The sequence below is a fragment of the Kitasatospora sp. NPDC127060 genome (assembly GCF_042724935.1).
Classification (GTDB): Bacteria; Actinomycetota; Actinomycetes; order Streptomycetales; family Streptomycetaceae; genus Kitasatospora.
Map to the genome: position 1 here is coordinate 14,692 of NZ_JBHXEG010000032.1, position 26,807 is coordinate 41,498.

General features: G+C 74.0%; 26 protein-coding genes and 1 pseudogene. 16 read left to right on the forward strand and 11 right to left on the reverse strand.

The window, feature by feature from the left end; genetic code table 11:
- Nucleotides 1–163: 163 nt before the first annotated feature.
- Nucleotides 164–1,492, forward strand: coding sequence for a glutamate-1-semialdehyde 2,1-aminomutase (gene hemL, locus ACFWIS_RS19265; RefSeq protein ID WP_380462365.1), 1,329 nt, complete (start codon nucleotides 164–166; stop codon nucleotides 1,490–1,492).
- Nucleotides 1,493–1,639: 147 nt separating this feature from the next.
- Here hemL and ACFWIS_RS19270 read toward each other — a convergent pair whose 3' ends face one another.
- Nucleotides 1,640–2,062 carry an organic hydroperoxide resistance protein gene (locus tag ACFWIS_RS19270; RefSeq protein WP_380462364.1) on the reverse strand — a complete coding sequence of 141 codons (423 nt, stop codon included), beginning with the start codon at nucleotides 2,060–2,062 and terminating at the stop codon, nucleotides 1,640–1,642.
- A 183-nt stretch (nucleotides 2,063–2,245) separates the two neighbouring features.
- Here ACFWIS_RS19270 and ACFWIS_RS19275 point away from each other — a divergent pair, with 183 nt between their 5' ends.
- From ACFWIS_RS19275 to ACFWIS_RS19310, 8 genes and pseudogenes are all read left to right on the forward strand, one after another.
- Entirely contained in the window at nucleotides 2,246–3,322 is a 1,077-nt protein-coding gene (locus tag ACFWIS_RS19275) for a CaiB/BaiF CoA transferase family protein (protein ID WP_380462363.1), read from the forward strand.
- 50 nt (nucleotides 3,323–3,372) lie between these two features.
- A complete protein-coding gene (locus ACFWIS_RS19280) occupies nucleotides 3,373–3,999 on the forward strand; it encodes a 2OG-Fe(II) oxygenase (RefSeq protein WP_380462362.1) in 627 nt (208 codons plus the stop codon).
- 64 nt (nucleotides 4,000–4,063) lie between these two features.
- Nucleotides 4,064–4,498: a hypothetical protein gene (locus tag ACFWIS_RS19285; RefSeq protein WP_380462361.1), complete on the forward strand. Its 435-nt coding sequence runs from the start codon at nucleotides 4,064–4,066 to the stop codon at nucleotides 4,496–4,498.
- A gap of 287 nt (nucleotides 4,499–4,785) precedes the next feature.
- Entirely contained in the window at nucleotides 4,786–5,877 is a 1,092-nt protein-coding gene (locus tag ACFWIS_RS19290; RefSeq protein ID WP_380458117.1) for a vWA domain-containing protein, read from the forward strand.
- A 201-nt stretch (nucleotides 5,878–6,078) separates the two neighbouring features.
- A complete protein-coding gene (locus ACFWIS_RS19295; protein WP_380458121.1) occupies nucleotides 6,079–6,486 on the forward strand; it encodes a hypothetical protein in 408 nt (135 codons plus the stop codon).
- A 415-nt stretch (nucleotides 6,487–6,901) separates the two neighbouring features.
- Nucleotides 6,902–7,012, forward strand: a pseudogene (locus ACFWIS_RS19300) (sterol-binding protein); the annotation flags it as partial.
- Between the two features lie 148 nt (nucleotides 7,013–7,160).
- Nucleotides 7,161–8,033, forward strand: coding sequence for a phytanoyl-CoA dioxygenase family protein (locus ACFWIS_RS19305; RefSeq protein ID WP_380458115.1), 873 nt, complete (start codon nucleotides 7,161–7,163; stop codon nucleotides 8,031–8,033).
- 173 nt (nucleotides 8,034–8,206) lie between these two features.
- Nucleotides 8,207–9,853 (forward strand): FAD-dependent monooxygenase, encoded by a 1,647-nt coding sequence (locus ACFWIS_RS19310; protein ID WP_380458113.1) that lies wholly within the window; start codon nucleotides 8,207–8,209, stop codon nucleotides 9,851–9,853.
- A 51-nt stretch (nucleotides 9,854–9,904) separates the two neighbouring features.
- Here ACFWIS_RS19310 and ACFWIS_RS19315 read toward each other — a convergent pair whose 3' ends face one another.
- From ACFWIS_RS19315 to ACFWIS_RS19335, 5 genes are all read right to left on the reverse strand, one after another.
- On the reverse strand, nucleotides 9,905–11,269 hold the full coding sequence (locus tag ACFWIS_RS19315; RefSeq protein WP_380458111.1) for a hypothetical protein: 1,365 nt from the start codon (nucleotides 11,267–11,269) through the stop codon (nucleotides 9,905–9,907).
- Nucleotides 11,270–11,433: 164 nt separating this feature from the next.
- Nucleotides 11,434–12,732: an MFS transporter gene (locus ACFWIS_RS19320; RefSeq protein ID WP_380458109.1), complete on the reverse strand. Its 1,299-nt coding sequence runs from the start codon at nucleotides 12,730–12,732 to the stop codon at nucleotides 11,434–11,436.
- Nucleotides 12,733–12,893: 161 nt separating this feature from the next.
- Entirely contained in the window at nucleotides 12,894–14,189 is a 1,296-nt protein-coding gene (locus ACFWIS_RS19325; RefSeq protein WP_380458107.1) for a hypothetical protein, read from the reverse strand.
- Between the two features lie 431 nt (nucleotides 14,190–14,620).
- Nucleotides 14,621–15,304, reverse strand: a complete 684-nt coding sequence (locus ACFWIS_RS19330) for a response regulator (protein ID WP_380458105.1) — start codon at nucleotides 15,302–15,304, stop codon at nucleotides 14,621–14,623.
- The gene (locus ACFWIS_RS19335) at nucleotides 15,301–16,515 is read right to left on the reverse strand and encodes a sensor histidine kinase (protein WP_380458104.1); all 1,215 of its coding nucleotides are present in this window, start codon (nucleotides 16,513–16,515) and stop codon (nucleotides 15,301–15,303) included. The genes ACFWIS_RS19330 and ACFWIS_RS19335 overlap by 4 nt, the downstream gene beginning before the upstream one ends.
- Between ACFWIS_RS19335 and ACFWIS_RS19340 the strand changes: the two genes are divergently transcribed.
- Nucleotides 16,514–16,762 (forward strand): hypothetical protein, encoded by a 249-nt coding sequence (locus ACFWIS_RS19340; RefSeq protein ID WP_380458102.1) that lies wholly within the window; start codon nucleotides 16,514–16,516, stop codon nucleotides 16,760–16,762. The two genes, ACFWIS_RS19335 and ACFWIS_RS19340, sit on opposite strands and share 2 nt — an antisense overlap.
- A 101-nt stretch (nucleotides 16,763–16,863) precedes the next feature.
- Here the strand turns inward: ACFWIS_RS19340 and ACFWIS_RS19345 are convergent, their stop codons facing one another.
- A complete protein-coding gene (locus ACFWIS_RS19345; protein ID WP_380458100.1) occupies nucleotides 16,864–17,520 on the reverse strand; it encodes a WHG domain-containing protein in 657 nt (218 codons plus the stop codon).
- 208 nt (nucleotides 17,521–17,728) lie between these two features.
- Between ACFWIS_RS19345 and ACFWIS_RS19350 the strand changes: the two genes are divergently transcribed.
- Nucleotides 17,729–18,346: an NAD(P)-dependent oxidoreductase gene (locus ACFWIS_RS19350; protein WP_380458098.1), complete on the forward strand. Its 618-nt coding sequence runs from the start codon at nucleotides 17,729–17,731 to the stop codon at nucleotides 18,344–18,346.
- On the forward strand, nucleotides 18,346–19,311 hold the full coding sequence (locus ACFWIS_RS19355) for an amidohydrolase family protein (protein ID WP_380458097.1): 966 nt from the start codon (nucleotides 18,346–18,348) through the stop codon (nucleotides 19,309–19,311). The genes ACFWIS_RS19350 and ACFWIS_RS19355 overlap by 1 nt, the downstream gene beginning before the upstream one ends.
- A 588-nt stretch (nucleotides 19,312–19,899) precedes the next feature.
- Here the strand turns inward: ACFWIS_RS19355 and ACFWIS_RS19360 are convergent.
- From ACFWIS_RS19360 to sigK, 3 genes are all read right to left on the reverse strand, one after another.
- Nucleotides 19,900–20,262 carry a hypothetical protein gene (locus tag ACFWIS_RS19360; protein ID WP_380458096.1) on the reverse strand — a complete coding sequence of 121 codons (363 nt, stop codon included), beginning with the start codon at nucleotides 20,260–20,262 and terminating at the stop codon, nucleotides 19,900–19,902.
- A gap of 169 nt (nucleotides 20,263–20,431) precedes the next feature.
- Nucleotides 20,432–21,175 carry an anti-sigma factor domain-containing protein gene (locus ACFWIS_RS19365; protein ID WP_380458095.1) on the reverse strand — a complete coding sequence of 248 codons (744 nt, stop codon included), beginning with the start codon at nucleotides 21,173–21,175 and terminating at the stop codon, nucleotides 20,432–20,434.
- A complete protein-coding gene (gene sigK / locus ACFWIS_RS19370; RefSeq protein ID WP_380458094.1) occupies nucleotides 21,172–21,756 on the reverse strand; it encodes an ECF RNA polymerase sigma factor SigK in 585 nt (194 codons plus the stop codon). Before sigK ends, ACFWIS_RS19365 begins: the two co-directional genes overlap by 4 nt.
- Nucleotides 21,757–21,951: 195 nt before the next feature.
- Here sigK and ACFWIS_RS19375 point away from each other — a divergent pair, with 195 nt between their 5' ends.
- From ACFWIS_RS19375 to ACFWIS_RS19385, 3 genes are all read left to right on the forward strand, one after another.
- Entirely contained in the window at nucleotides 21,952–22,311 is a 360-nt protein-coding gene (locus ACFWIS_RS19375; protein WP_380458093.1) for a hypothetical protein, read from the forward strand.
- 301 nt (nucleotides 22,312–22,612) lie between these two features.
- Nucleotides 22,613–24,196: a molybdopterin-dependent oxidoreductase gene (locus ACFWIS_RS19380; protein WP_380458119.1), complete on the forward strand. Its 1,584-nt coding sequence runs from the start codon at nucleotides 22,613–22,615 to the stop codon at nucleotides 24,194–24,196.
- 90 nt (nucleotides 24,197–24,286) lie between these two features.
- Nucleotides 24,287–24,961 carry a fasciclin domain-containing protein gene (locus ACFWIS_RS19385; protein WP_380458092.1) on the forward strand — a complete coding sequence of 225 codons (675 nt, stop codon included), beginning with the start codon at nucleotides 24,287–24,289 and terminating at the stop codon, nucleotides 24,959–24,961.
- Between the two features lie 389 nt (nucleotides 24,962–25,350).
- Here the strand turns inward: ACFWIS_RS19385 and ACFWIS_RS19390 are convergent, their stop codons facing one another.
- Nucleotides 25,351–25,638, reverse strand: a complete 288-nt coding sequence (locus ACFWIS_RS19390) for a hypothetical protein (protein WP_380458090.1) — start codon at nucleotides 25,636–25,638, stop codon at nucleotides 25,351–25,353.
- A gap of 696 nt (nucleotides 25,639–26,334) precedes the next feature.
- Here ACFWIS_RS19390 and ACFWIS_RS19395 point away from each other — a divergent pair.
- Nucleotides 26,335–26,778, forward strand: coding sequence for a DUF2690 domain-containing protein (locus tag ACFWIS_RS19395; protein ID WP_380458088.1), 444 nt, complete (start codon nucleotides 26,335–26,337; stop codon nucleotides 26,776–26,778).
- Nucleotides 26,779–26,807 lie beyond the last annotated feature (29 nt).

Genomic DNA, 26,807 nt, shown 5'->3' on the forward strand with positions numbered 1-26,807 from the left:
CCCCGCTGGGCACCGTGCGGACCGGCCGCCTCCGCGGCATCTCCGCCGACATCCTCGTCGCCGTCCGCCCCCGCGTGCTGCCGCCGCCCCCGGCCCCACCGCGCCACCCACCCCGATCCTCTTCCGCTCTCCTCCCGAGCACTTCCTTCCGAAAGGCACCACGATGACCACGACGTCCCGGACCGTCGGCCCGGCCGGCGCCACCCAGCACTCCCAGACCCTGTTCGACCGTGCCAACGCGGTGACCCCCGGCGGCGTCAACTCCCCGGTGCGGGCCTTCGGATCGGTGGGCGGCAACCCGGTGTTCATGGCCTCCGCCAACGGCCCGTACCTCACCGACGTGGACGGCAACGAGTACGTCGACCTGATCTGCTCCTGGGGCCCGATGATCCTGGGCCACCGCCACCCCGCGGTCCTGGAGGCCGTCCAGCAGGCCCTGGCCCACGGCACCTCCTTCGGCACCGCCACCGAGGGGGAGATCGCCCTCGCCGAGGAGATCACCGGCCGGGTGGCGCCGGTGGAGAGCGTGCGCCTGGTCACCTCCGGCACCGAGGCGACCATGTCCGCGATCCGGCTGGCCCGCGGCTTCACCGGCCGCTCCAAGATCGTCAAGTTCGCCGGCTGCTACCACGGCCACGTCGACGCCCTGCTGGTGGCCGCCGGCTCCGGCCTGGCCACCCTCGGCCTGCCCGACACCCCGGGCGTCACCGGCGCCCAGGCCGGCGACACCATCGTGCTGCCGTACAACGACCTGGCCGCAGTCGAGAAGCTCTTCGCCGAGCGCGGCCAGGAGATCGCCTGCGTCATCACCGAGGCCGCCCCCGGCAACATGGGCGCCGTGCCCCCGCTGCCCGGCTTCAACGCCGGCCTGAAGGACCTGTGCCACCGCCACGGCGCCCTCTACATCTCCGACGAGGTGATGACCGGCTTCCGCGCCAGCCGCGCCGGCTGGTACGGCCGCGACGGCGTCGCCCCGGACCTGCTGACCTTCGGCAAGGTCATGGGCGGCGGCTTCCCGGCCGCGGCCTTCGGCGGGCGCGCCGACGTGATGGCCCACCTGGCCCCGGCCGGCCCGGTCTACCAGGCCGGCACACTGGCCGGGAACCCGGTCGCCACCGCCGCCGGCCTGGCCACCCTGCGCAACTGCACCGACGAGGTCTACGCCCGGCTGACCCACGTCGCCGACACCATCGGCGCCGCGGTCTCCGCCGCCCTGGACACCGAGGGCGTGGCCCACCAGCTCCAGTACTCCGGCACCATGTTCTCGGTCTTCTTCGCCGACCGGCCGGTCACCGACTACGACGAGGTCAAGGCCAGCCAGGCGTACCGCTACCGCGCCTTCTTCCACGAGATGCTGCGCCGGGGCGTCTACCTGCCGCCGTCGCCGTTCGAGGCCTGGTTCGTCTCCGCCTCCCACGACGACCGGGCGATCGAGCGGGTGATCGAGGCGCTGCCGTACGCGGCCCGGGCCGCGGCCGCCGCCACCGCCTGAGCCCGCTTGAACCCGCTCGAACCCGCTTGAGCCGGGCCGTCCGGGCCGGTGCCGTCTGAGCCGGCGCCGGCCGGGCCGGCGCCTCCCGGGCCACAACGGCGTGGCCCGGTGGCCGGGCGGGGGTCCTCGGACCCCCGCCCGGCGCCCTCAGGCCCCCGGCACCAGGTCGATCTCCACCCGCACGTTCCCGGTGATCGCCCGCGAGTACGGGCACCGGGCGTGGGCCTGGTCCAGCAACTCCCGTGCGGCGTCCGGCTCCAGGCCGGGCAGTGCCACCAGCAGCCGGACACCGATCCGGTACCCCGACTCGTCCCGCTCCAGGTCCACCCGGGCGGTCACGGTGTCCCCGTCCAGCCGTACCCGGGCCTCGCGCGCGGCCATCCGCATCGCGCTGTGGAAGCACGCCGAGTAGCCGGCCGCGAACAGCTGCTCCGGATTGGTGGCGGTGCCCGGCCCGCCGACCTCCTTCGGCGCGGCGAGCGCGAGGTCCACGATCCCGTCCGACGAACGGACGGTGCCGTTGCGACCGTCTCCGGACGACGTCACCTCGGCGGTGTAAATGACAGCCATCACCCAACTCCCTTTCATATCGGCGTAAATCTCCGGCGGAAAAGCCTCGACGACCATAGGCCCGCCGGAAAAGCACCAGGAATACGGAAACCCGAATACCGGAGCCGGAATTCGGAACCCGGCCGGGAAGCACCGGCCGGAAAGCTCGAAAACCGCCGTCCGCAGCAGAAGGAGAAAACCACCGTGGGACCCTTGGCCGGAATCCGCGTCATCGAACTCGCCAGCACCGCCCCGTGCGCCTTCGCCGCCACCCTGCTCGCCGACCTGGGCGCGGACGTCGTGCGCGTCGAGCGCCCGGCCCGCCCCGGCGCCGCACCCGCACCCGACAGCGACCCGCTGGGCCGCAGCCGCCGCTCCCTGACCGCCGACCTGAAGAACCCGGCCGACCTCGCCACCGTGCGCGCCCTGGCCACCGGGGCCGACGTCCTGCTGGAGGGCTTCCGCCCCGGCGTCTGCGAGCGCCTGGGCCTGGACCCGCAGGGCCTGCTCGCCGACAACCCCCGCCTGGTCATCGGCCGGATCTCCGGCTGGGGGCAGATCGGCCCCTGGGCGCAGCGCCCCGCCCACGACATCGCGCTGCTGGCCGCCTCCGGCGCCCTGGACGCCGACCGCGCCGAGGGGGCCGCGCCCGCCCCGCCGTCCACCTACCTGTCCAGCTTCGCCGGCGGGGGCATGCTCCAGGCCCTGGGCGTGCTGGCCGCGCTGCACGAGCGGGCCGGCTCCGGGCGCGGCCAGGTCGTCGACGCGGCCATGCTGGACGGCGCCGCCGTACTGGACGTGATGATCCGCCAGTGGCGCCAGGTTCCCGGCCAGGTGACCGTCACCGACGCCCCGCACTACACCACCTACCGCTGCCAGGACGGCCAGTACCTGGCGGTCGGCGCCATCGAGGACCGTTACTACGCCGTCCTGCTGGAGCAGCTGGGCCTGGAGGACACCCTGGACCGCCAGGACCAGGCCAACTGGCCGGCCCTGCGCGAGCGCATCGCCGAGCGCTTCGCCACCCAGCCGCGCCACTGGTGGACCAAGGTCTTCGAGGAGCACGAGGCCTGCGTGGTGCCCGTCCTCACCCCCCAGGAGGCCGCCGAACAGCCGGCCCTGCGCGAGCGCGGCACCTACGCGCCCGTCGGCAGCGGCCACCAGCCCGCCCCCGCGCCGCGGTTCAGCCGCACCCCCGCCGCAGCCCCCCGGCCGGCGCCGCAGCCCGGCGAGCACACCGCAGCCGTCCTGCGCGACTGGAGCACCACCCCGAGCGCCTGATCCCCACCGCCCCGGCCGACCCGGCCCCCACCGCCCCCACGGAGGACCCCATGCTGAACCCGGCGACCGCCTTCCACCGCCCCGACCCCGCGATCGGCGCCCACCTCACCGAGCAGCTGCTCACCGCCCAGGACGTCCGCGAGCTCAACGACACCTTCCCCGCCGACGACCGGTTCCAGAAGGTCGTCGTCGCCACCGAGGTCAAGCGCTTCCAGCTCGGCTCGCTCTGGCTGCACCGCGACGGCGAGCACCTGCCCGCCCTCAAGGAGTTGGACCCGGCCTGGACCAGACTGCTCGACCAGCTCGCCGGCCCGCAGTTCCTGGCCCGGCTGAGCGCCGAGGTCGACATGGACCTCGCCGCCCTGCCGCGCGACATCGGCCTGTTCACCCACGCCGAGGGGGAGTTCATCTCCCCGCACCACGACGAGCCGGAGAAGGCCATCACCGCGGTCCTCTACTTCAACGAGGACTGGCCCGCCGACGGCGGCGGCCACTTCGAGGTCCGCGGCTCCCACCACACCGGCCGCCCGCCGGTGCGCTCGCTGCCGCCCACGGCCGGCTCCCTGATCGCCTTCGACTCCTCGGTGTGGCACGCCACCTCCACCGTCACCGCCCCGCGCACGCTGCGGGCGGCCGTCCTGGAGTTCTGGCGGGTGCGCCCGCGCCGCGCCGAGTGACCTCCGCCCACCTCCCGCCCCGCCGTCCCCTTCGCCCCGCTGACGAGACGAATCGAGAACCCCCGTGCCCCTGGTCGACATCACCGCCCCCGCCGGCTCCATCGCCCCCGACCGCCTGGAAGGCCTCCAGCAGCAGGTCGCCGACACGGTGCTCCGGTGGATGGAGCTGCCGCTGACCGCCTTCTTCCGCTCCGCCACCTGGGTCTACGTCCACGAGGCGCCGGAGAAGACCTCGGCCACCGGCGCCGCCGGAACCGCCCCCGGCTTCATCGTCAAGGTCACCGCCCTGGAGGACTTCCTGACCCCCGAGCGCACCGAGCAGCTCTCCGTCGAGCTCACCCGCCTGATCCAGTCGACGGCCACCCCGGCCACCGAGGCCGAGTCCACGGTCTGGGTCATCGTCCAGGAGGTCCCCGAGGGCTACTGGAGCGTCAACGGCGGCCTCACCCGCCGCGCCAAGATCGACGAGTTCATCGCCCAGGGCACCGCCACCTCCTGACCCGCCCACCCGTCCCGCCCCTCCCGTCCCCTCGTGAGCCCCCGGCCGGGCCCTCGGCGCCACCCCCACGCCGAGGGCCCGGCCGGACCCGTTCACACCGGGGCCCGGCCACCGCCCGCCCCGCCGCGTCGACCGGATTCCCGACCCCGACGGATTGTCAGTGCCCGCCCCTAGAGTGGAAACCACGCTGAAGGGAACGCCGAAAGGCCCCGATCAACGCACCGCGAAAAGCATCGCGAAATCAGCGTGTCAACACCGCGAAAAGACGCCGGAACCAGGGGAGAGCCATGTCCGTGAACAGGATCAAGCACAAGGTCAACCACGTCTCGCTGGTGGTCGACAAGTCCGGTTCGATGCGTCCGCACCAGGCTCAGCTCATCCGCGTCGTCGACGAATTCGTGAAGGGCCTGCAGGAGGAATCCGACCGCCTCGGCCACGAGACCCGCATCAGCCTCTACGCCTTCGACCACGAGGTGCAGAACCTCGTCTGGGACATGGACGTCAAGCACCTGCCCTCCCTGCGCGGCCTCTACCAGGTCGACAACGGCGCCACCGCCCTGATCGAGGCCGCCGTGAAGTCCGTCGACGACCTCAAGAACATCTGGGAGGGCTACGGCGAGCACTCCTTCCTCCAGGTCGTCGTCACCGACGGCGAGGAGAACGCCTCCGGCTGCTCCCAGAACGGCCGGATGCACACCCGCATGGGCGGCGGCAAGGGAACCGCCGTCCTGCGCAGCTGGATCGAGCGCATCCACGGCGCCATGGACGACCTCCCCGAGCACTGGACCTCGGCGATCCTGGTCCCCAACTCCCTGGCCAAGCGCACCGCCCAGGAGTACGGCTTCCCGGCCGGCAACATCGCGATCTGGGACGCCGACTCCAGCCAGGGCGTCGAGGAGGCCATCGGCACCGTCAAGTCCGCCGCCACCAGTTTCCTGCGCGGCCGCGAACAGGGCGTCCGCGGCACCAAGAACCTCTTCGCCATGGGCCAGGACCTCAACACCGCCGACGTCAACGCCACGTTGGACGCCCTGGACACCGGCAAGTACATCCTGGTCCCGGTCGACGAGCAGAGCCCCATCCGCGACTTCGTCACCAGCGCCGGCCACCCCTACAAGACCGGCTGCGCCTTCTACGAGCTCTCCAAGCGCGAGAAGATCCAGGGCAGCAAGCAACTCGCCGTCGCCGAGAAGGACCCGGCCACCGGCCGGATGACCGGCCGGGTCTTCTCCGGCCCCGCCGCCCGCCGACTCCTCGGCCTGCCCACGACCGAGGCCACCGTCAAGCCCGGCGAGAACCCGGCCTACACCGTCTTCGTCCAGTCCACCTCCGTCAACCGCAAGCTCGTCCCCGGCACCAAGCTGCTGGTCATGCTCTGACCGGGCGCCGGCCCCGCCGCGACGGCCGACTGCTGAACTCCCGTCAACTCCCGGGATCCCGACGACCGTTACGCAACGGTGACGTTCCGCACACAACCAGTGGCACCCGGTGGGTCGTCCTCAGGAAAGACAGCACCCGAACGGCACCGACCGTGCCGTCGGGCGAAACGACCACCTCCCCCTGAAAGGGGTGCACCCGTGATCGTCTCCAAGCGGAACTCCCTGCGCCTGGCCGCCGTCGCCACCCTCAGCGCGCTGCTCATCGGAACGGCCGGCACCGCCATGGCGGCCGCCCCGGCCGCCGCGCCGGTGGCCGCCGCCGCGCCCGCCGCCGCCTCCTCCTCCATCACCGCCAAGTCCTCGGTCGACTCCGTCGGGGCCTGGCAGCTGTTCCGGGTCACCGGCACCACCACCGGCCTCAAGGCCGGCAGCACGGTGACCCTCCAGCAGAAGCAGCACGGCACGTGGGTCACCCTGCCCGCCTCCGTGCACACCACCCGCACCGGCTCCTACTCCCTCGGCGTCAAGCTCGGCATCAAGGGCCTGAACGAGCTGCGCATCGTCAGCGGCAACGCCGCCTCGCCCGTCTTCACCGTCACCGTGCGCTGACGCCCACGCCCCGGCAGCCCGTCCCGTCCCCGACGGTGACGGGCTGCCGCACGACCACCCCCGGCAACCGCCGGCCCCCTCGACGGACCGTCCCCGTACGCAGCGCCCGGTGGCCACCGTCCGGTCGCCCGAACGCCGACCGGACGGTCACGCGCATCGGCTAGCCTGCCCCCGGCACCGCAGCACGCGGTGCGGAAGGGGGAGTTGATGTCCGGCATCCGTTCGGGGGCGACGCGTCGGGCCGCCACCGCCCACCTCGGCCGCGCCCGCCCGTCACACCACCCGGCCACGCCGTAACCCTGGACAGCCGTACGGGAGTCGGCCAGTCTTCACCACCATGGACCACCCGCTCCCCGCGTCCCGGCCCGCCCCCGCGCGCACCGCGCTCCTCGAAGCGGTGAGCGCGGTCGGCGACGAGGCCCCCGCCCACCTGGCGATGGCCAACGAGCTGATGGCCGCCCTGGCCGCCGGCGAGCGGCGCCCGTACGGGGACGGCACCCCCGCCTCGCTGGCCGCCGCCAACGCCGACACCCGGCCCTGACACCCGGCCCTGACCCGAGCACCCCAGCCGGCACGCCATCGCAGCCGGCGCCGCCCGCCCCCGGTGACCGCCCGACAGAACCGGTGCGGGCTCTGTCGGGTGCCCGCCACCGCCAAGGCCGCACGATGGAGGCATGGACGACACGACCCTGGTATCCCGGTTCCTGCGCGACGGCTTCGTGAAGCTGGAGGGCGCCGTCGCCCCGCGCGTGGCCGCGGACTGCGCGCGGCTGCTGTGGCAGGAGACGGGCTGCGACCCCGACGACCCGTCGACCTGGACGCAGCCCGTGCACTGGGTCGCCGGCATGGCCCAGGGCCCGTTCGCCGCCGCCCCCAACTCCCCGGCCCTGCACCACGCGTACGACCTCCTGGCCGGCGAGGGGCGCTGGGAGCCGCGCTACTCGCTGGGCACCTTCCCGCTGCGCTTCCCGCACGAGCAGGAGCCGGACGACGCGGGCTGGCACATCGAGGGGAGCTACCTGCCGGCGGGCGAGAGCTGGTACTTCGCGAACCTGTACTCCCGGGGCCGGGCCCTGCTGATGCTGTTCCTGTTCAGCGAGGTCGGCGAGCAGGACGCCCCGACCCGGATCCGGGTCGGCTCCCACCTGGACGTGCCGAAGGTGCTGGAGAAGTACGGGCCGGGCGGGGCGAGCGGGCTGACCCTGGCGCCCGACCTGGTGGCGGCCTCCGACCACCGGCCGATCGCCCTCGCCACCGGCTCCCCGGGCGACGTCTTCCTGTGCCACCCGTTCCTGGTGCACGCGGCGCAGCCGCACCACGGCACGCGCCCGCGCTTCCTGGCCCAGCCGCCGCTGATGCCGGCCGCCCCGTACGAGCTGGAGCGGGCCGACGGCGCGTACTCACCCGTGGAGATCGCGATCCGCCGGGGCCTGGGACACCCCACCCCCGGCCCGGACGGCGACGGCCCCGGCCCCGGCCCCGGAACCGGCCACAGCACCGGCCACAGCACCGGGACGGACCCGATGCCGGGCGACCAGGCCCCCTGACCGCACGGCGGCGGGCAGGCGCCCTGTTGGCGGCCCCCACGCGGGGAAGCGAAAATCGAGGTGAAGCCGCTCCGGCGGCCGGCCGGTGCCGCCGTGCGCCCCGGGCCGAAGGCCGCGGACACCGGGGCCGTCCGAGCCCCGCGCACCGGGCGATGAGGAGCAGGAGCCCGATCATGGCAACTGTCGACGTTCTCGTGGTGGGGGCGGGCCCGGTGGGCCTGACCGCGGCGGCCGAACTGCGACGCCACGGCGTCCAGTGCCGGATCGTCGACGCGCTGCCCGCACCGTTGCGGTACGCCAAGGCCGTCGGCGTCCAGCCGCGCACGCTGGAGGTCTGGGACACCATGGGCCTGGTCCGCGAGGCGCTGGACGAAGCCGGGCCGCTGTACGGCCAGTTGGTGTTCGCCGACGGCAGGCCCGTGTCGCGGCTCGAGATGCGGCTGCCGGCCGACATCCCGTACGGCTTCGCCGCGCTCCCGCAGTACACCACCGAGCGCCTGCTCACCGAGCACCTGGCGCGCTTCGGCTCGGTGGTGGAGCGCGGGACCAGACTCGAGAAGGTGGAGCAGCACCCGGACTCGGTCGAGGCCACGCTCACGGGCCGGGGCGGGGCCGAGCAGGTGCACGCCCGGTACCTGGTGGGCTGCGACGGCGCGCACAGCCTGGTCCGCAAGGCCGCCGGGTGCACCTTCGAGGGCGATGCCTTCCCCGAGCAGTACATGCTCGGGGACGTCGAGGTCGACTGGGGGCTGCCGCCCGGCTACGCCGTGCGCTCGACCCACCTGGACGGGAGCGGCGCGGTGGACGACCTGCTCGTGTGCATCCCGCTGCCGGGGGAGCGCCGCTACCGGATGTCCATGCTGGTGCCGGAGACACTCCCCGGCCAGGACGCCGGCGCGCACTCCGCGGACGCGGTGGCGCACGGGCTGACGGGCGGGCGCGGACCGGACCTGGCGCAGATCCAGGCCGTGCTCGACCGCCTGTCCCCGGAGCCCGTGACCGCCTCCGCCCTGCGCTGGTCGTCCGTCTTCCGGATCGGCCACCGGCTGGTGGACCGGTACCGCAACGGCCGCCTGTTCGTCGCCGGGGACGCCGCGCACATCCACCCGCCCACCGGCGCGCAGGGCATGAACACCGGGATCCAGGACGCCTACAACCTCGCCTGGAAGCTGGCCCTGACGGTCCGCGGCCTCGCCGCCGACGACCTGCTGGACAGCTACCACGCCGAACGCCACCCGGTGGGCGAGGAGGTCGTCGGCCGCACCGTCCGCCACGCCCGCGCCGGATACGAGGACGACAGCACGGACACCCTCCTCCTGCGGGAGGCCCAACTGCTCGTGGGCTACCCGGCCGGCCCGCTGACCGGCCCGCCGACCGACCCGCGGACACCCCGGAGCCCGGCAGCCCCGGGGGAGCGGGCACCGGACTGCCGGGGCCTGGTCCGCGACCTCGCCCGGTACCCCCAGCGGCTCTTCGACCTGCTCCGCAGCCCCCGGCACACGCTCCTGCTCTACGCCGGGCCCGACCACGCCGACGGCCCCGGGGCCCAACGGCTCCAGGACTGCGTCACGGCGGCCGACCGCGCCGCCCACGGCCTCCTCGACGCCTACCTGCTGCTCGCCGCCGACGTCCCCGACGACGCCCGCCCACCGGGACCGCGCCCGCCCCGGGTCCGGGACCACGCCGGCGACTTCGCGCGCGCCTACGCCCCGCGCGACGGCGAGGCCATCCTCATCCGCCCCGACGGCTACCTCTCCGGCCGGTTCCACCCGGCCGATCCGCACCGGCTCGCCGCCCACCTGCGGCGCACCTTCGCCTGAGCGGAGGCGACCGCCGGGGACCAGACGGCCCAGCCCAGCCCAGTCGCACCGTCACGCGAAGCGCGAGCTCCGCACCGGCCCGGCGGAGCGGACGCCGTCCCGAGGGCCCTCGGCGGGCCAGCCGGCCGCGCGGACGGCGAAGGCCGTGAGGGCGTCGTCCGGGTCGGGCGGGGTCCGGCCGTCGCCCTCCGGAGCGGCCGGGTCGGCGGCCAGGATCGCGTCGGCGAGTTCCTCGGCCGAGCGCCGGTCGGGCTCGTCCTCCTGCGGCTCGCCGTCCTCGCCGAACCGCAGCCCGGGCTCCCAGGGGGCGTTCACGATCTGCCCCAGCAGCGTGGAGACGTCCGCCGTCACGGCGGGCGGGTCGGTCCAGCAGGTGGCGTGCTCGAAGAGCAGCTCGCCCCGCGCCCGCTCACGCAGCTGCGCCACCACGGCGGGATCGCACTCGTTCAGGTCGTACGCGACCACCAGCACACCCGCCGTACCCGGCCGGTACGGCGCCGCCGGCACGTCGAGCAGCCGCGCCGCCGCCAGTCCGAGCGCCCGGCTGCCCCGGTCGGCCAGCAGGGCGACCGAGTCGGGCCGGCGGCCGGTGGCGGCCAGCACGGCGCGCAGCCGCTCCAGGCCGTGGCGGCAGTTCCCGAAGTCGTCCTGCAGGTAGGCCCAGCGGCCGGTCATGCCCTGGTCGAACCCGTGCGGGGAGAGGGTGGTGAGCAGGCCGCCGGTGAGCACGTAGTGCCAGCCGCGCAGGTCCCGGTCGTCGGCCGGCGGCAGGGCCGTGGCCCGCTCCAGCATCCGCCCGACCCGCTGCCCCGGGCCCACCCAGACCCCCTCGGGAGCCGACAGCGCCCCGTACACCTGCCGGGCCAGCGGGATCTGGCCGCTCATCAGCGCGTTGTAGACCGTCAGGTACCGGTCCGGCCAGTCGCCGAGCCGGGCGTCGTGCTCACGCAGCACCGCCAGTGCCTCGGCGTGCCGCTCGCAGCCCTCCAGGGCCGACACCAGCTCCAGCAGCACCTTGCGCGGGCCGGGCTGCGGGCCGGGCTGCGGGCCGGGCTGTCGGACGGCCTGCGGCTTGGGCTTGCGGCGGAACAGTCCGGTGCGCGCCGTGGCGGGGGCCGGCGTCCGGACGACCAGCCGCAGCGCCTCCCGCAGCGCGGGGACGGCCACCGCGTCGATGCCGCGCTCGACGCAGGCGTAGCCGTAGGTGTAGAGCCGGCCGGCCTCCCCGGGCCCGGCCGCCAGCGCTGTCGAAGCCTCTGCCAGGTCATCGAAACCGGCACCCTTGGCCAACTCGGCCACCAGCGGCGCGATTTCGGCGGGCGGTAGCCGGTCGGCGGCGGAGCGCAGCATCCGCATCGCTCCCTGCGAGTCGCCGGACTCGAAGAGCTCCCAGGCTTCGGACAGTTCGGTGGCCATGTGTCTCCGGGGGTCGGGGGGTGTCAGGATCCCAGGATGATCCTCGACCGCCCGCCGTCCGGGCAACCCGGTTTCCACCGGCGGCCCGGCCCACCGCGACCGCGACGACCCGCCGGGACGTCCCCGGCGGGTCGACCTCGCCGGAATGACCGACGCCCCGCCCGTCAGTCGAGCGCCTGGGCCGGAAAGCCCCGCAGCCTGCGGACGTCGCCGGCCACGATCAGCGGCAGACAGGACAGGAGCCCGATGCCCGCGATCGCCCACAGCGTAGGACGGGTCCCGAGAACGGACCCGAGGAAGCCGCCGGCCAGCGCCCCGACCGGCCGCGCACCCCAGACGGCGAACCGGATCGAGGCGTTCATCCGGCCCTGCATCCCGGTGGGCGTGATCGTCTGCCGCAAACTCACCTGACCGATGTTGTAGACCGTGATGCCACAGGCCATGATGCCGGTGGCGACGACCAGCGTGGGAACGGCGCGAGCCGGGGCCGCCGTCGCCAGGACGATCACCGCGATCCCCGACATGGACTTGGCCGCGATCAGGACCGGGCCCAGCCCCACCAGCCTGATCACCCGGTTGCTGAGCGCGGCACCCAGCAGCGCACCACCGTTCCCCACGGTCAACGCCAGCCCCAGCCCGCCCGGCGACAACCCCAGCTCACGCAACGCGTACGCGGTCAGCACGGCCCCCAGCGCGCCACCCAGCCCGACCAGGTTGCTGACACCCGTCGCCAGGACCAGGGACCGCAGGGTCCGGTGACGGAAGACGAACCGCAGCCCCTCCGCGATCCGCGCCCCCATCCCGACCCCGGCCCCGCGCTGCACCGCCCGCGCCCGGGGCGTCCGGATGAGCCCGAGCAGCACCGCGGACACCAGATAGCTCACCGAGTTCAGCACGAGGGCCAGCGGCGCCACGACCGTCTGCAGCAGCAGCCCGCCGATACTGGGGCCCGCCAGCTCCGCCGCCGACCGGGAGAACTCCAGACGGCTGTTGCCCTCCGGAGTCTGCTCCCGCGCCACGACGGTCGGCAGGAACGCCTGGTCGGCGATGTCGAAGAACACCGTGAACAGCCCCACCGCGAACCCGACCCCACCGAGCAGTGGCACGCTCAACAGCCCGGCGAGATACCCGACGGGCAGCAGGGCGATCGCCACGGCCCGCCCGACGTCCGCCACGACCATCACACGCCTGCGGTCCCACCGGTCGAGCAACGCACCCGCCGGCAGCCCGACCAACAGGAACGGCAGCGTCTCCAACGCCGAGATGACGCCGAGCTGACCGGTCGACACCGACAGGGTCGTCAGCGCGAACACCGGGATGACGAAGAACGTCACCTGGGTCCCGAACTCACTGACGGTGTGCGCCGACCACAGCACCCGGAAGTTCCGCTGCCGCCACACGCTGACCGGCCCGGCGGCCGGGGCCGCCAGGCCGGGATCGGAGCAGACGCTCGCCAACTCCACCCTCCCTCGCTCCGCGTTCCCCGAACCTCGGACAGTAACAACGGCACGACGGGAGAGGGCGCCGCCGACCCGGAGCGGGCGGCCGGGTACGGCCGTACGGGCGAAGGCCGCCGCCAGGCCCTACCCGGGCGACGGGCGGGCGGGGCGCCGGCCCGGCCGCCTCACAGGTACAACGGGTGCGGCCGCCCGGAGCCCGCGACATTGTGGCGCTCCCCGTGACTGGCCCGGGCGAAGGCGGAGACCAGCCGCCCGTCCACCGCACCGAGCGCCACGTCGTGCCGGGGCGCCGGGCCGGCCACCACACCGCGCAGATGAGGACTGGTCACGTACTCCTGCACCAGCCACCCCTCGGCCGCCGCCAGCTCCACGGCCGCCTCCCAGGCAGGCCCGTCGGCCACCTCCCTGCCGATCACCACCCCGTGGCCGCGCGTGTCCAACGGCCGCTTCAGGACGTACCGCTCACGATCGCGGACCACGGCGCGCAGCGTCGCGCCGTCACAGCGCGCGAGGTTGCGCGACCACGGGATCGCCGGCCGCACCCGACGGTAGTCCGCCGCGTCGAAGAGGTGGGCGAAACGCGGGTCCGACAGCACGGCCAGACACAGCTTGTTGTCGCCGATCAAACGCCCGCGCAACCCGTTCTGCACGAACAACCCGCCCTCGCGCACGGCCTCCAGGTACGGCGCCGCATCATCGCCCATCCGCAGCAGATCCTGGATGCCGACCTTCGCGAACCCGTGCCGCACCCGCTCCCCACGCACGGTGACACCATGACGCCCGTCGACCGAGACCTCGCGCGGATCCGCGTGCAGAACACGCACCCCCAAGGCCGTCAGAGCGGTGTCGTAGTCACGCGTATCGGCCCGGTACTTGCCGTCCGGGCAGAACAGCGCGACGACCTCCGGACGACTACCGGTCTGCTGCTCCGCCAGGCGCAGCAGCCAACTCCCCGGCCAGAGCGCGTCATCGGCCGGCAGCGGAGCCGGAAGACCGATACCGTGCCCGGCCAGCAGCGGCCGCCAGGCCGAACGGCCCCGCCCCGCCCCCGGCAGCCCCCCAGGACAGTTGGCATTGGTCTCCAACACCCGCAACGTGCCATCGGGTTGCGGCAGCAGATCGATCCGCAGCAGATGCACCCGGGTGTCGCGGGCACCGGCCACCAGCTCACCCAGCACCCGGGGGAGCGTCAACACCTCACGCAGTCCACGATCATGCTCCCAGGCAGCCACGACCGTCTCGATCACCCGGTGGTACGAGGCGACGAACGCGTCCAACTCGCCCCGCAGGTGCGGGCGCACCCGCAACGGCAGCCCCTGCGCCTGCGGCTGCGCCCGGACGATCTCGAAGACCTGGGACTCGGCCACCTCCCGTCCCTCGGCCTTGCGCGCGATCGCGGCGACCGCCCGGGTGAAGTCCTCGTCCAGCCCGGCCCACGTGTACCCGGGCCCGTCGGCCACCTCCTCCTCCGAAGGGGGAGCGACGGGGTGGGACGGCATGACGGTGGTCGTGCTGGTCGCCCTGGCAGCGGAAGCCCGCTCGCTGCCGGGGCCACCGGGGCCGGGAACCGGGTGCATGGTCGAAGTCCTTCCGGGAACGGGAGGCGTGCGGCAGCCCTGGAACGCCCTCGGCGGACCCGCACGTGATCCTGGAGTATCCAGCCACCCGCCAGCGACTCGACGCACGCAACGCGCGGTTCGCCGGAACGGGTGAGCCTGCCGAACACACGCGGCAATCGCACCCACCCGACCGTCCCCGCCCCCGCCCCGCGCGCGGAAGTACGCAGCTGCCGTGAACGACCCGCGCAACGCCCGGATCCGGGGCATGGAGATCGTCACCGACGACCCCGACCTCCTGCGGCCCGCTCCTCGATCGTTCTTCTCCTCCCGCCCTACCGTCGACGCGGCACGAGTCCGGCCTCGAAGGCGGTGATCGCCAGGTGGACGCGGTCCCGAGCTTCGAGCTTGGCGAACAGACGCGCGACATGGGTCTTCGCCGTCGCCGCGCTGATCACCAGCCGCTCGGCGATCTCGGCGTTCGACAGTCCCTGTCCGACCAGTGCCAGCACCTCGCGCTCCCGGTCGGTGATCCCCGCGATGAGACGTGGGTCCGCGGCGGGCCCGGCGTCCGGTTCGGGGGCGGCGGGGCCGGACGTTCCGGCGAAGTCCGCTATCAGCCGTCGGGTCACGCTCGGCGCGATCAACGCGTCGCCCGCCGCCACCACGCGGATCGCGTCCAGGATCGCGTCCAGGGCCATGCTCTTGAGCAGGAATCCGCTGGCCCCGGCGCGCAGTGCGCCGTAGACGTACTCGTCGTCGTCGAAGGTCGTCAGCACCAGCACCTTGGGCGGGTCCGGCTCGGCGGTCGCCTGCCGGGTAGCCTCGATCCCGTCCATGCCCGGCATCCGGATGTCCATCACCACGACGTCCGGCCGCAGCTCACGCACCAGGCGCACCGCCTCGCGGCCGTCGCCGGCCTGGCCGACCACCTCCAGGTCGTCGGTGTCGCCGATCAGGATCGCGAACCCGACCAGCATCAGCGGCTGGTCGTCGACCAGCAGCACCCGCACGCTCATGCCGGGAGCCTCGCAGCCACCCGGAATCCGCCCTCCGGACGCCGGCCCGCGCTGAACTGGCCGGACAGCAGCGTCACCCGCTCGCGCATGCCGAGCAGGCCGAAGCCGCTCCCGCCGGCCACTGCCGAGAGCTTCGGACGGCCGGGCCCGCCGGGACCGTCGTCCCCGTCGTCGACCACCTCGATCGTCACTCCGGTCGGCTCGTAGCCGACCGCGACCCGGCAGCTCCGCGCACCGGAATGCCGCACCACGTTCGTCACCGACTCCTGGACGATCCGGAACGCCGACAGCTCGATCTCCGGCGGCAGCGGACGCTGCTCGCCCCGCCAGGTCAGGTGGACCCGCACCCCGGCGTCGGCCGTGCGTTCGGCGAGCTGCGGGACGTCGGCCAGGCTGCCGGCCGGCGCCAGCGGAGCGGCCAGCGGCATGGCGTCGTCGGGCTCGGCGCGGCGCAGTGCTCCGAGCATGCGCTGCAGCCCGAGCAGCGTCTCCCGGCTGGTGGTCTCGATGCCGGTCAGCGCCTGCCGCGTCTGCTCGGGCTTGGTCGCCACGACCCGCGCCGCCGCTCCCGACAGCACCGTGATGATCCCGATGCTGTGCGCGACGCTGTCGTGCAGTTCGCGGGCGATCCGCAGCCGCTCGGCCATGACGGCGCGGGCCTCGGTCTGCTCGTGCAGGGCTCCGAGGTACTCACGGCGTTTGCGGTACACCCCGCCGAAGACCCAGGCGACCGCGAACAAGAACGCGAGCTGCCCGGCCCCCTGGGCCGAGTGGCCGACGGATATCGCGGGGGAGACGAGGGCGTCCTCGACGAACGCGGTCGCGACGGCCGCGACGGAGCCGACGGCGGCAGCCGCCGGCCGCCGGGCGGCGAGGTGCCCGGCCAAGGCCGGGAGCAGGAGGAGCAGGATCCAGGGCCGCGCGCCGAAGAAGTCGCCGAGGGCTGCTTCGCCCAGGACCGCCGCGAAGACCGCCGCAGGCAGCCGGCGCACCAGCAGGATCGGCAGGGCGAGCACGAGGCAGAGGCCGATCATCTGCTCGGGCCCGAGGTCGGGGAACCGGAACGGGCCGCCGTAGTGCCGGACCTGACCGAGCGGCATCGTCCAGAAGAGCATCAGCGCGTAGAAGCAGGCGGTGGCCAGCACCACGGCCTGTGCCGTCAGCCAGGTCACGGGTGCCGATGTCGAGAAACGCCGGAGCAGCTCTTCCATGCGGAGATCGTATGGACCGGCGTCGGCTCCGCGCGTCGCCCCGGGGATGTACGCGGAGTACGCCACCGGGCCGATGCCCCGGGGGAGAGGTGACATCCGCCGGCTGCTGCTGGAGCTGAACGCCGAGGGTCGGACCATCCTGCTGGTGACCCACGACATCCACCTGGCCGCGAACACCGCGCGACGCACGATCGAGCTGGTGGACGTTCCGTGGTCCGGGAAGTGCAGTTCCTCGTCATGGCCCTGACGACGTTCGCGGCCGTCACCTCCACGGTGCTCTCGCTCGGCCGGGGTGGTCTGTCTGCCGCTACAGGCAGCTTCTCCGGCTTGGAGGCCGGGGGCCGGGGCTCACTGCGCCGCGAGGCGGGCCGCGACCTCCTCGGCGGGACGGCCGGCGTGCAGGCCGAGCACGTCGGCGATCAGCGCGTCGAGCGGCGGCCAGGGCAGCTCGCCGTGGTCGTTGTAGAGCACGACCAGGCCGTGCAGTGCCGTCCAGAGCAGCAACCCGTCCTGCCACTGCCGGGCAGGGGCGGACCGCTCGCCGCCGTGCTGCCGGACGGCGGCGAGGGAGGCGATGACGGAGCCCAGCAGGGCCTCGCCGGCGCCGTGGTCCTGGAGGAGGGCGGGGTCGGCGGGCATCCGGCCACCGAAGAGCGTGCGGTACTCGCCGGGGTGCTCGACACCCCAGCGCACGTAGGCGGCGCAGCGGCCGGCCAGGTCGTCGAGGGGGTCGGCGGCCGGTGCCGCGGCCTCGTCCATCAGGCGGGCGAGTTCGGCGTAGCGCAGGCGCAGTACGTGCTGGACCAGCGAGCCGAGGTCGGGGAAGTGGCTGTAGATGCTGGCGGGCGCGACCCCGACCTCGCGGGCGACCTGCCGCAGGGTCAGCGTCTCCGGCTGGTCGAGGGTGGCCAGCAGGTGGGCGGCGGCCGCGACGAGCTCGGCCCTGAGCACCTGCCCCTGCCCACGGGGGTTGCGTCGGCGGCGCGGGGCCTCCTCACCGCCCATTCCCGGATCCTCCCTGTCGGCGACGGAAGATCACTTTACCTTTCGGCGTCGCGCGGCCGTCCCGGTCCGGCGCGGCCGCCCCGCTCCGGCGCGGCGGACCGCGGTCGAGCGCGGCGCAGTGCCGTGGAGCGCCCGGGCCGGCCTTGACAACCCTTAACCAACACCTGTTCACTCAAGTAACCAACACCTGTTCAGTTACGGAGTCGTCATGCGCATCGCAGTCCTCGGCGCGACCGGGCGGGTCGGCCGCCTGGTGGTGGAACAAGCACTCGACCGGGGCCACCAGGTCGTCGCCCTCGTCCGCAGTCCGCAGCAGTACGACCCGCCCGCGCGCGGCGGGGTCGAGGTCCGGCGGGCGGACGTGACCAGGCCGCAGGAGTTCCCGGAGCTCGGCGACGTGGACGTGCTCGTCTCCGCGCTCGGCATCAGCAAGGGCGACGGCCCGGGCACCCTGCTCGCCGGCGCGCGGCTGCTGGCGGGCCTGCCGGTCCGCACGCTCTGGCTCGGGGCGCTCGGCTCGGGCGCCTCGACCGGTGCCGGCGGCGGGATCTACCAGGGCGTGATGAGGATGTTCGTCGGTAAGGAGCTGGCGGAGAAGGGCGAGGCCGACACGATCGTGCTGGCCGGCGGCGCCACCGTCTTCCACGCGCCCGACCTGTGGGTCGGCGAGCTCAGCGCGACCCGCCGCAACGTTCCCCTGGCGCAGTACCCCAAGCCGCTGCTGCCGCCGCACGCCTCCCGCGCCACCGTCGCCGCGCTCATGCTGGACGAGGCCGAGCTGCCCACCGCCGGAGCCGGCATCCTCGTCCCGACGGCGGGCGCGTGATGGCGGGCTACATCGCGATCGAGGAGGCCATCGCGATCCCGGGCCTCGCCGAGCGCCGCCCCCCGTTCCCGGTGCCGGACGGCGTGGACCCCGCCTTCGTCGCCGACGTGACCCGGCGGCTGCCCGACGTCACCGAACTGCGGCTGCCCGACATGGACGCCAACGGCATCGCCGTGCAGGTCCTGTCGCTGACCGTCCCCGGAATCGAGGCGGACCCGGACCCGGCGCGCGCGGTGGCCAACGCCCGCTACGTCAACGACTCCTTGGCCGCGATCGTCGCGGCGCACCCCGACCGGTTCGCCGCCTTCGCGGCCCTCCCGCTGCAGGACCCGGCCGCCGCGGTCGCCGAACTCCGGCGCGCGGTCGGGGAACTCGGCTTCAAGGGCGCCCTGGTCAACGACCACGTCCAGGGCAGGTACCTCGACGACCCCGCCTTCGACGCCCTCTGGACCGCCCTGGTCGAACTCGGCGTCCCGCTCTACCTGCACCCGGGCATGCCACCCGCCGACTCCTGGCACGTGCTGTCCGGGCACCCCGAGATGAACGGCGCGCTGTGGAGCTGGCAGGCGACGACAGGCGGGCACGCCATGCGGATCGTGCTCTCCGGGGTCTTCGACCGCCACCCGGAGGCCCGGATGATCCTCGGCCACGCGGGGGAGTTCCTGCCGTTCCAGCTGTCCCGGTTCGACTCCCGGTACGCCACGCTGAGCGTCCCGACGCCGCTGCTGCGCAGCCCGTCCCAGTACTTCGGCAGCAACGTGCTGGCCACCACCAGCGGCGTGCTCTCGCCGGCCGCGGTCGAGGCCCTGGTGCACGTACTCGGCCCGGAGGCAGTGCTCTTCGCCGTCGACTACCCCTACGAGAAGACCGGGGCCGCAGTAGCCGCCCTGGAACGGACCACCCTCCCGCCGGAGGTCAGGCACCGCATCGGATCGGCGAACGCCCGCGCCCTGCTGCGCCTCTGACCCACGGGGCCGGCGGGTCGTGGCGCATCGCCTCGCGGGTGCGGGTGCGGGTGCGCCAGGCGTCGACGGCCTCGGTGACCCTGGCGGGAACGGGCCCGTTCCAGTGGAGGTCGAGGTAGTGCTCATCGCCGTGGAACACGACCGAGGCGAAGCCGCCGCCGTCGACCTGCCCGGTGTCGACGAGCCCGGTGTCGACGAGAAGCCCGCGACAGTCGGACCCGCGTGCTGGGACCGGCAGGGGGACACCCCCTGACACCGCCCGTACCAACCCGGACGGCACCGCGGTGCCCGCCCGCACACAGTGGACGGGCCGGTCCGCGCCCGGACCCCGAGCGGGCAGCGGACCGGCCCGAGGTGTCGGTGCCAGGTCACTTCGATGTGCTGCGCCAGGAACAGCGAGGGCGGCGACGAACACTCCTGGACTTCGTCCGCGGCCTCCCGCAGCGGTCGTATCCCGCGCACCGGTACGCGTAGGCCTCCCACCGCCGGCACGGCCACCCGGCGATCCCGGCGACCGCGAACCGTGCCCCAGGGGGCAGGGGAACCCCACGGAATCGACGTCGGCCCGCCGTCGCGCCGGTCAGCCGGTCAGCCCTGGGCGACTCGAAGCGCCCACAGGATCAGCGGTGCCTGCAACGGTAGGCGGGCGAGGGCGGCGGCGCGCTGCGGTGCGGGCCGGGTGCGCCAGTCGCAAGCCATCTTCACGTTGGCGGGGAAGACCGCGGCGAACAGCGTCGCTGCACCGAGCGCGCCGGCGCGCCGGGTGCGCGGGCAGGCCACGGCCGCGCCGACCGCCAGCTCCGCCAGCCCGCTGAGGTGCGTCCAGGTCCGCGGATCGCCGGGAAGGGCGCGCGGGACGATGGCGTCGAACGAACGGGGCGCCGCGAAGTGCGCCGCTCCCGCTCCCAGCAGCAGCGCGCTGAGCAGGCGGGCGGATCGGTCGGCGGACAAGGCTTCTCCTCGGGCTGTCGTCGGCCGCCGGCTCGCGGCCCGGCCATGGGCTACCGCAGGGTATCTCCCGGGACGTCACAACCCGGCGCCCCCGCGGATGACGGAAACGGCTCAGTACGAACCGCGTTGTCCCGGCCGGCGGGGGGCCCGGCCGGGACAACGGCTGGGATCAGGTGAAGTGCAGCAGCATGACCGGCGCCGTGGTGGGGTGCGCTGAGCCGCCCGCCGGTTCGACGGTCACCCCGATACCGCTCGCGCCGTCCAGCGCTCCGGTGAGCAGCAGGACGCCGTCACCCGTGGGCAGCAACCCGGCCGGGCGCATCGTTCCGGCATCGTTGAACCACAGTTCGTAGGTGGTGCCGGCGGCGGGTGCGGGCATTCCGGAGGCGAGGAACCCGGCCTGGCCACGGCTGTGTGACCACACCACCGTGCCCACGCCGCCCCCGCCGACGGCGGCCGCACTGGCAGTGCGGGCGTCGGGTGCGGTCAGCAGCCCGGCGAAGCGGCCCTGCTGCTGCTGGAGCGCAGCGACACGGGCCCGGGCCTGCTCCGCCTCCCGTCGCTGCTGCACGGCCACACCGCCGGCGCCGACCGCCAGTGCCAGGCAGGCCGCGAGGGCGAGTTTCGCCCAGCCCTTGGCGAGCCGACCGCTACGGCGCCCCTGAGCGGGTGCGGTGCGCGGCGGGTCCTGGCGCAGAGCGGGCAGCGCCGCCATCACCCGGGCCTTGAGAGCCGGCGGCGGAAGCACGGCCTCGGTCCCGCCGAGCCGTGCCAGGGTCGCGGCGAACTCCGTGACCTCCTGGGCGCAGGCCGCACAACTGGCCAGGTGCCGTTCGAACTCGGCGCTCTCGTCCGGATCGAGGGCGTGCGCGGCGTAGGCACCGGTCAGGGTGTGCAGATCGGCGGCGCTCATGCTCCCACCCCCAGGCAGTCGCGCAGACGGATCAGTGCGTCGCGCATACGGGTCTTGATCGTGCCCAGCGGTGCGCCGAGGACATCGGCGACCTGCGGGTAGGTGTAACCGCGGTAGTAGGCCAGTGTCAACGCCTCGCGCTGTAGCTCGGTGAGCGTCTTCATGCACCTGCGGACCTGTTCGCGCTCGAGCCGGCCTTCCACCTGTTCGGCGACCTCGTCGAACGCCGGAGTGTGGGACGCCGCGGCCGCGCGCTGGTCGCGGTCGGCGGCGGCCTGAGCGGAGCGCACGCGGTCCACCGCTCGACGGTGGGCGATGGTCAGCACCCAGGGCATCACCTCACCGCGATCAGCCCGGTAGCGGGCGGCGGTGCGCCACACCTCCAGCAGCACCTCCTGCGCGACTTCCTCGGACTGCGCCGGGTCGCGCAGGACCCGGCGCACCAAGCCGAGCACCGGCGCGGCGACGGAGTCGTAGAGCCGGGAGAAGGCCTCCCGGTCGCCGCGGGCCACCTGGGTGAGGAGTTCCTTCAAGTCAGGGCCCGGCCGCCCGGGACCGGACAGGCGGACGACGGCGCTCATCCCGCCACGCCGGCGATACGGCGGGCGGGCGAGGAACCCAGCGGGCGGACGGCGGACATCACATGCCTCCATGGCCATGACCGGAGCGGCGCCCCAGCGAAGTGGACGAAGCTGGCTGACACGTCTTGTTCGGAGCGCGCGGGGGGCCGGATTGGTCCCGCCCGCTGCCCGGTCCCGCCGGGCCCGGCGCCCGTCGTGCCGAACAGTGACGACCCCGCCCGGATCACCGTGAACCCCGGCGGGCTGCTCAACGGTGTTCCGCACGTCACGCACATTCACATCAAGGGCAGCGGCGAGTGCCCCGCCGCCGACGCCGCCACCTTCCACCACGGCGATCGGGCCGTCAGCACCGCCGACGGCCTGCCCGCCCACGGTCCGATCGGCACCTCCCTGACCACCGGAGGAGACACCGGCCCGGCCCTGTGCGGTCCTCCCGACCGACCGTCAGAACCGGTGCCCGTCCGCACCGGCGGCGCACGGGCACCGGCACGCGGTGCCGCCGGGCCGTACGGCGGCACCGCTCGACCTCCGGCGCCACCCGGCCGGGGTTCGTGACACCCGAGCGCAGGCGGGTTGCCGCCCGGGCGGAGAGCCCGTCGAATTCGTGCGGCACCCGGCCCGAGGGGAACGACCATGACGGCGTCGAACCCTCACTCCCCACGTCTTCGGACCGGTCGGCCACGGTCGGCCGGAGGGTGGCGGCCTGCCGGGTGCAGTCCGGCCCGGCGCTTTTGTGCGGCACATCGACATCCGCCGAACCGCCACCCATCCGGGACCGCAGGTGTGCCGAATGCGGGGTGTGAGCAACGATGCAACCCAGCCCCCCGGACGTTCCGGCGCCGGCCCGGACCGGCTGATGCGGGCCGGCGCGGCCGCCGCGACCGGGTGGGCGGCAGCCGCAGCCGCGCTGGGCGCCGGGGAACTGGTCGCCGTCTTCACCGGTCCGGACACCGCGCCGGTCATCGCGGTCGGCTCCGCGGCCATCGACCTGACGCCTACTCCGCTCAAGGAGTACGCCGTCCGCACGTTCGGCACCGATGACAAACCGGTGCTGCTCGGCGGGATCTACCTGACGATGGTCCTGCTCGCCGCGCTCGCCGGCCTGCTGGCAGGACGCCGCCCGCTCCTCGGCGCGGGCGTTTTCCCAGCCTTCGGCCTCCTCGGTGCCTGGGCCGCCCTCTCCCGTCCCGCCTCCGGCCCCGCGGACGCCGCGCCCGCCCTGGTCGCAGGCCTGGCAGGCGCCTTCGCCGTGCACACCCTCGCGCACCTGCTGCGATCCGCCCACACGGCGGCGACGCATCCGGCCGCAGCCGGTGAGGCACCGGAGCAGGACCCCGGGGCTGGAGAGCAGGCCGCCGAGCCGAGGGGCACGAGCCGACGAGCCGTCTTGGTCGCCACCGGCGGGACGATCGCCTTCGGAGCCCTCGCCGGTGTCGTCGGCCGCAGGCTGTCCGATGACCGGTACGACATCGGCGCCACCCGGGCCGCCGTCCGCATCCCCCCGGCCGTCCAGCCACTGCCACCGCTGCCCACCGCGGTCCACCCGCACGCGCCGGGCCTGTCCCCGTTCGTCACCCCCAACGCGGACTTCTACCGCGTCGACACCGCCCTCACCCTGCCCCGTATCGACCCCCGGCGCTGGACCCTGCGCATCCGGGGCCTGGTCGACCACCCCCTTCTGATCACCTTCGACGACCTGCTGCGCGAACCGCTGGAGGAGCTGGACCACACACTGTCCTGCGTGTCCAACGAGGTGGGCGGCCCCTACGTCGGCACCACCCGCTGGCTCGGCGCCTCCCTGCCCGCCCTGCTGCGCCGAGCCGGCGTGCGCCCCGGCGCGGACCAGCTCGTCGGACGCTCCCAGGACGGCATGACCATCGGCACTCCACTGGAATCCGTGCTCGACGGACGCCGCGCACTGCTCGCCGTCGCGATGAACGGCGAAGCGCTTCCCGTCGCCCACGGCTTCCCCTGCCGCAGCGTCATCCCCGGCTTCTACGGCTACACCTCCGCCACCAAGTGGCTCGTCGACCTGGACGTCACCACATTCGCCGCCTACGACCCGTACTGGGTCCGCCGCGGCTGGGACCGCACCGGCACCGTGCGCACCGCCTCACGCATCGAGATTCCGGCGCCGTTCGCCCGCGTCGCGGCCGGGGATGTCACCCTGGCCGGCACCGCGTGGGCGACCCACCGCGGTATCGCCGCTGTCGAGGTCCGCGTCGACGGCGGCCCCTGGCAGGAGACGTTGCTCGCCGCCGACGCCGGACCCGATCTGTGGCGGCAGTGGTCCCACACCTGGACCGGGGCCGCCCCCGGCACCCACCGCATCGAGGTCCGCGCCACCGACGCCACCGGCGCCGCCCAGACCGAGAACCGCGCCGCCCCCTACCCGGCGGGCGCCACCGGCTGGCACAGCACCGTCGTCACCGTCACCTGAACCCCTCATCCACCCCCAACGCCGGGCAAAGCGCCCGGCGCGGCCCGCCCACGAGGGCGGCCGGCTCACCTCACAAGGAGATCCCTTCCCATGTCCGTCACCACCCGCCGCCGCAACACCGTCGCCGCGCTCCTCACCGCCACCGCGCTCGCGGTCAGCCTGGCCGCCTGCAGCAGCAGCGGCTCCACGACGTCCTCCGCTTCCAAGGCCCCCGCCACCACCGCCACCCCCGCGACCTCCGCGACCTCCGCGTCCGCCGGCGACGGCGCGGCTTCCGGCGCCGCCGTGAGCGACCAGCCGTTCGGCACCGCCTGCGCCGCCGTGCCCAAGGACGGCGCGGGCTCCTTCGCGGGCATGGCCAAGGACCCTGTCGCCACCGCCGCCTCCAACAACCCGCTGCTGTCCACCCTGGTGACCGCCGTCAAGCAGGCAGGCCTCGTCGACACCCTCAACTCCGCGCAGAACATCACCGTCTTCGCGCCCACCAACGACGCCTTCGCCAAGATCCCGAAGAAGGACCTCGACGCCGTCCTCGCCGACAAGGACAAGCTCACCAAGATCCTCACCTACCACGTCGTTCCCCAGCGCCTGGCCCCCACCGCCCTCACCGGCGCCCACAGGACACTTGAGACCAGCGACCTCACCGTCACCGGCACCGCCCCCGACTTCACCGTCAACTCCAACGCCAAGGTGCTGTGCGGCAACGTCCAGACCGCCAACGCCACCGTGTACATCGTCGACACCGTCCTGATGCCCACCAGCTGACCCGCACCGCCCCGCGCGAGCGACCGGGGCCCGCCCCTGGGCGAGCCCCGGTCGCTCGCGCGACCCCTGACCGGGGAGCAGGCCGCCGCTCCGGCCCCAGCGCAGGACGAGGACGAGGTACGGCGGATGATCGGCGAGGCGCTCGCCGACCACTTCAACGGGCGGCCCCTACGGCGGCTTTGGACCGACCGGACGACTTCGAGTGGGACGAGAACGACTTCGACGTCAGCTGAACAAGGGGGTTGCGGTCGGGTAGCCGGATCACGTTGCCGTGACCCGGCCACCCGACCGCAGGGAGTCCCGTGTCGGCTGAACGCCTGCGCACCGCCGCCCGCTGCTCCTGCCCGCGCCGTGCAGCCCCGCCGGCGGCCACCACGAACTCGCCCTGTTTACGGGTGGTACTTCTCGGCGACGGTCTGGGCGACGCCCAACGAGGAGTCCAAGGTGACGCGGACGGTGACGGCGCCGGTCTTCGCGGCCGTCTCCAACTGGTCGGCGGTGCACCTCGTGGTGCCGTAGCCCTGGCCGTCCATGGTCACGGTGCTGCCGTCGCGGGAGCAGATCGCGGCCGCGCCGAGGACCTTGGTGGCGTTGCTGACCATGAACGCCTGATCGGTGCCGCCGCTGTCGGGCTTGACCATCAGCTTGCCGGGCGCGAGGTAGCTCAACTTGCCCACGAGCGTCTTCTGGTGGCCGTCGTCGGACCCGCCGCTCCCACCGGAAGCCGAGGAGGAACCCTGACCGCTCGTCACGGACGCGGTGGCGGTGGGCTTGCCGCTGGCGTGCGCGGAACTCGTGGCAACCGGCGCGCTGGTGGCGGAGGGTGTGTCCGAGGAGGTCACGTCTTCGGGTCCGCACGCCGTCAGCGCCAGCCCCGCGACGACGAGCACCGCAGCAGAAAGTCCCCAACGAGCGTTCTTGATAAGCATGTTGTTCCTCTTTCACTCGCGACGCCGTCTCACCGGAACGGTGGCGGCGCGGGCGGCCCCGCCCCTTCCCGAGGCGGCCTCCCGCTGACACGGCGATCCTCGCACCGGCCGTCCGCACACGTCAGCGCCTGTTACAGGCCCGTGGCGCAACCCGCACACGCCATGACAATCCATACAGGGGCGTCGCCGCCGAGCCGACCCGCACCGGCCCGGCAGCCCCAGGGCGGTCGCGCGCATCGCCACGGCACGTGGGCTTCCGCATCAGCAGCCCTACGGGTCAGCGGAGCATCGGCTGCCGACTCAGATGGGACGGGACAGCGTCCCCGGGATGCAGGTGGGCGTCCCGGGACGGGCGGGGACGTGCAGCCGGTGACACGGACGGGCCCCGGACGCGACACTCTGCGTCGCGGATCCCGCACGACGTTTCCCCGAAGGAGTCCCTCCATGCGCCTGACGACCCGCCGTATCGCGAGCACCGGTGCCGCCATGGCCATAGCCGTGACCGGCCTGCTGCTGGGCGCGGGCGCCTCGCCCGCGTTCGCCGCGACGAGCTGCTACGCCAGCAGCTGCAGCGGGCTCAACCCCGCCGCCACGACCTGCGCCGACGACGCCCGGACGATCCAGACCTCGTCGTTCGGCGTCGAACTGCGCTACAGCCCCTCCTGCCGGGCCGCCTGGGCCCGCCGTGCGTCCGGCATGAACGGGGTGGGCGACACCATCTCGATCTGGAACGACTCCTCTTCCGCTCCCGACTTCAACGCTCTGCACGTTCCGGCCAATGGCTCCGGGCCGTACTACACGCGCATGGTGAACGACGCCGACATCAAGTCCCGGGCATGCGACGTCGTGGACAGCTACGGCGGCGTCTCCTGCACGGACTGGTTCTGACCCCGCCCCGCCCGCGGGCGCCAGGTCGA

What these genes read in the sequence shown, in the direction of transcription:
- hemL (WP_380462365.1), top strand. Translation starts at nt 164, where the DNA reads ATGACCACGACGTCCCGGACCGTCGGCCCGGCCGGCGCCACCCAGCAC.
- ACFWIS_RS19270 (WP_380462364.1), bottom strand. Translation starts at nt 2,062, where the DNA reads ATGGCTGTCATTTACACCGCCGAGGTGACGTCGTCCGGAGACGGTCGC.
- ACFWIS_RS19280 (WP_380462362.1), top strand. Translation starts at nt 3,373, where the DNA reads ATGCTGAACCCGGCGACCGCCTTCCACCGCCCCGACCCCGCGATCGGC.
- ACFWIS_RS19290 (WP_380458117.1), top strand. Translation starts at nt 4,786, where the DNA reads ATGTCCGTGAACAGGATCAAGCACAAGGTCAACCACGTCTCGCTGGTG.
- ACFWIS_RS19305 (WP_380458115.1), top strand. Translation starts at nt 7,161, where the DNA reads ATGGACGACACGACCCTGGTATCCCGGTTCCTGCGCGACGGCTTCGTG.
- ACFWIS_RS19310 (WP_380458113.1), top strand. Translation starts at nt 8,207, where the DNA reads ATGGCAACTGTCGACGTTCTCGTGGTGGGGGCGGGCCCGGTGGGCCTG.
- ACFWIS_RS19315 (WP_380458111.1), bottom strand. Translation starts at nt 11,269, where the DNA reads ATGGCCACCGAACTGTCCGAAGCCTGGGAGCTCTTCGAGTCCGGCGAC.
- ACFWIS_RS19330 (WP_380458105.1), bottom strand. Translation starts at nt 15,304, where the DNA reads ATGAGCGTGCGGGTGCTGCTGGTCGACGACCAGCCGCTGATGCTGGTC.
- ACFWIS_RS19340 (WP_380458102.1), top strand. Translation starts at nt 16,514, where the DNA reads ATGCGGAGATCGTATGGACCGGCGTCGGCTCCGCGCGTCGCCCCGGGG.
- ACFWIS_RS19335 (WP_380458104.1), bottom strand. Translation starts at nt 16,515, where the DNA reads ATGGAAGAGCTGCTCCGGCGTTTCTCGACATCGGCACCCGTGACCTGG.
- ACFWIS_RS19345 (WP_380458100.1), bottom strand. Translation starts at nt 17,520, where the DNA reads ATGGGCGGTGAGGAGGCCCCGCGCCGCCGACGCAACCCCCGTGGGCAG.
- ACFWIS_RS19350 (WP_380458098.1), top strand. Translation starts at nt 17,729, where the DNA reads ATGCGCATCGCAGTCCTCGGCGCGACCGGGCGGGTCGGCCGCCTGGTG.
- ACFWIS_RS19355 (WP_380458097.1), top strand. Translation starts at nt 18,346, where the DNA reads ATGGCGGGCTACATCGCGATCGAGGAGGCCATCGCGATCCCGGGCCTC.
- ACFWIS_RS19365 (WP_380458095.1), bottom strand. Translation starts at nt 21,175, where the DNA reads ATGAGCGCCGCCGATCTGCACACCCTGACCGGTGCCTACGCCGCGCAC.
- sigK (WP_380458094.1), bottom strand. Translation starts at nt 21,756, where the DNA reads ATGAGCGCCGTCGTCCGCCTGTCCGGTCCCGGGCGGCCGGGCCCTGAC.
- ACFWIS_RS19380 (WP_380458119.1), top strand. Translation starts at nt 22,613, where the DNA reads ATGCGGGCCGGCGCGGCCGCCGCGACCGGGTGGGCGGCAGCCGCAGCC.
- ACFWIS_RS19385 (WP_380458092.1), top strand. Translation starts at nt 24,287, where the DNA reads ATGTCCGTCACCACCCGCCGCCGCAACACCGTCGCCGCGCTCCTCACC.
- ACFWIS_RS19395 (WP_380458088.1), top strand. Translation starts at nt 26,335, where the DNA reads ATGCGCCTGACGACCCGCCGTATCGCGAGCACCGGTGCCGCCATGGCC.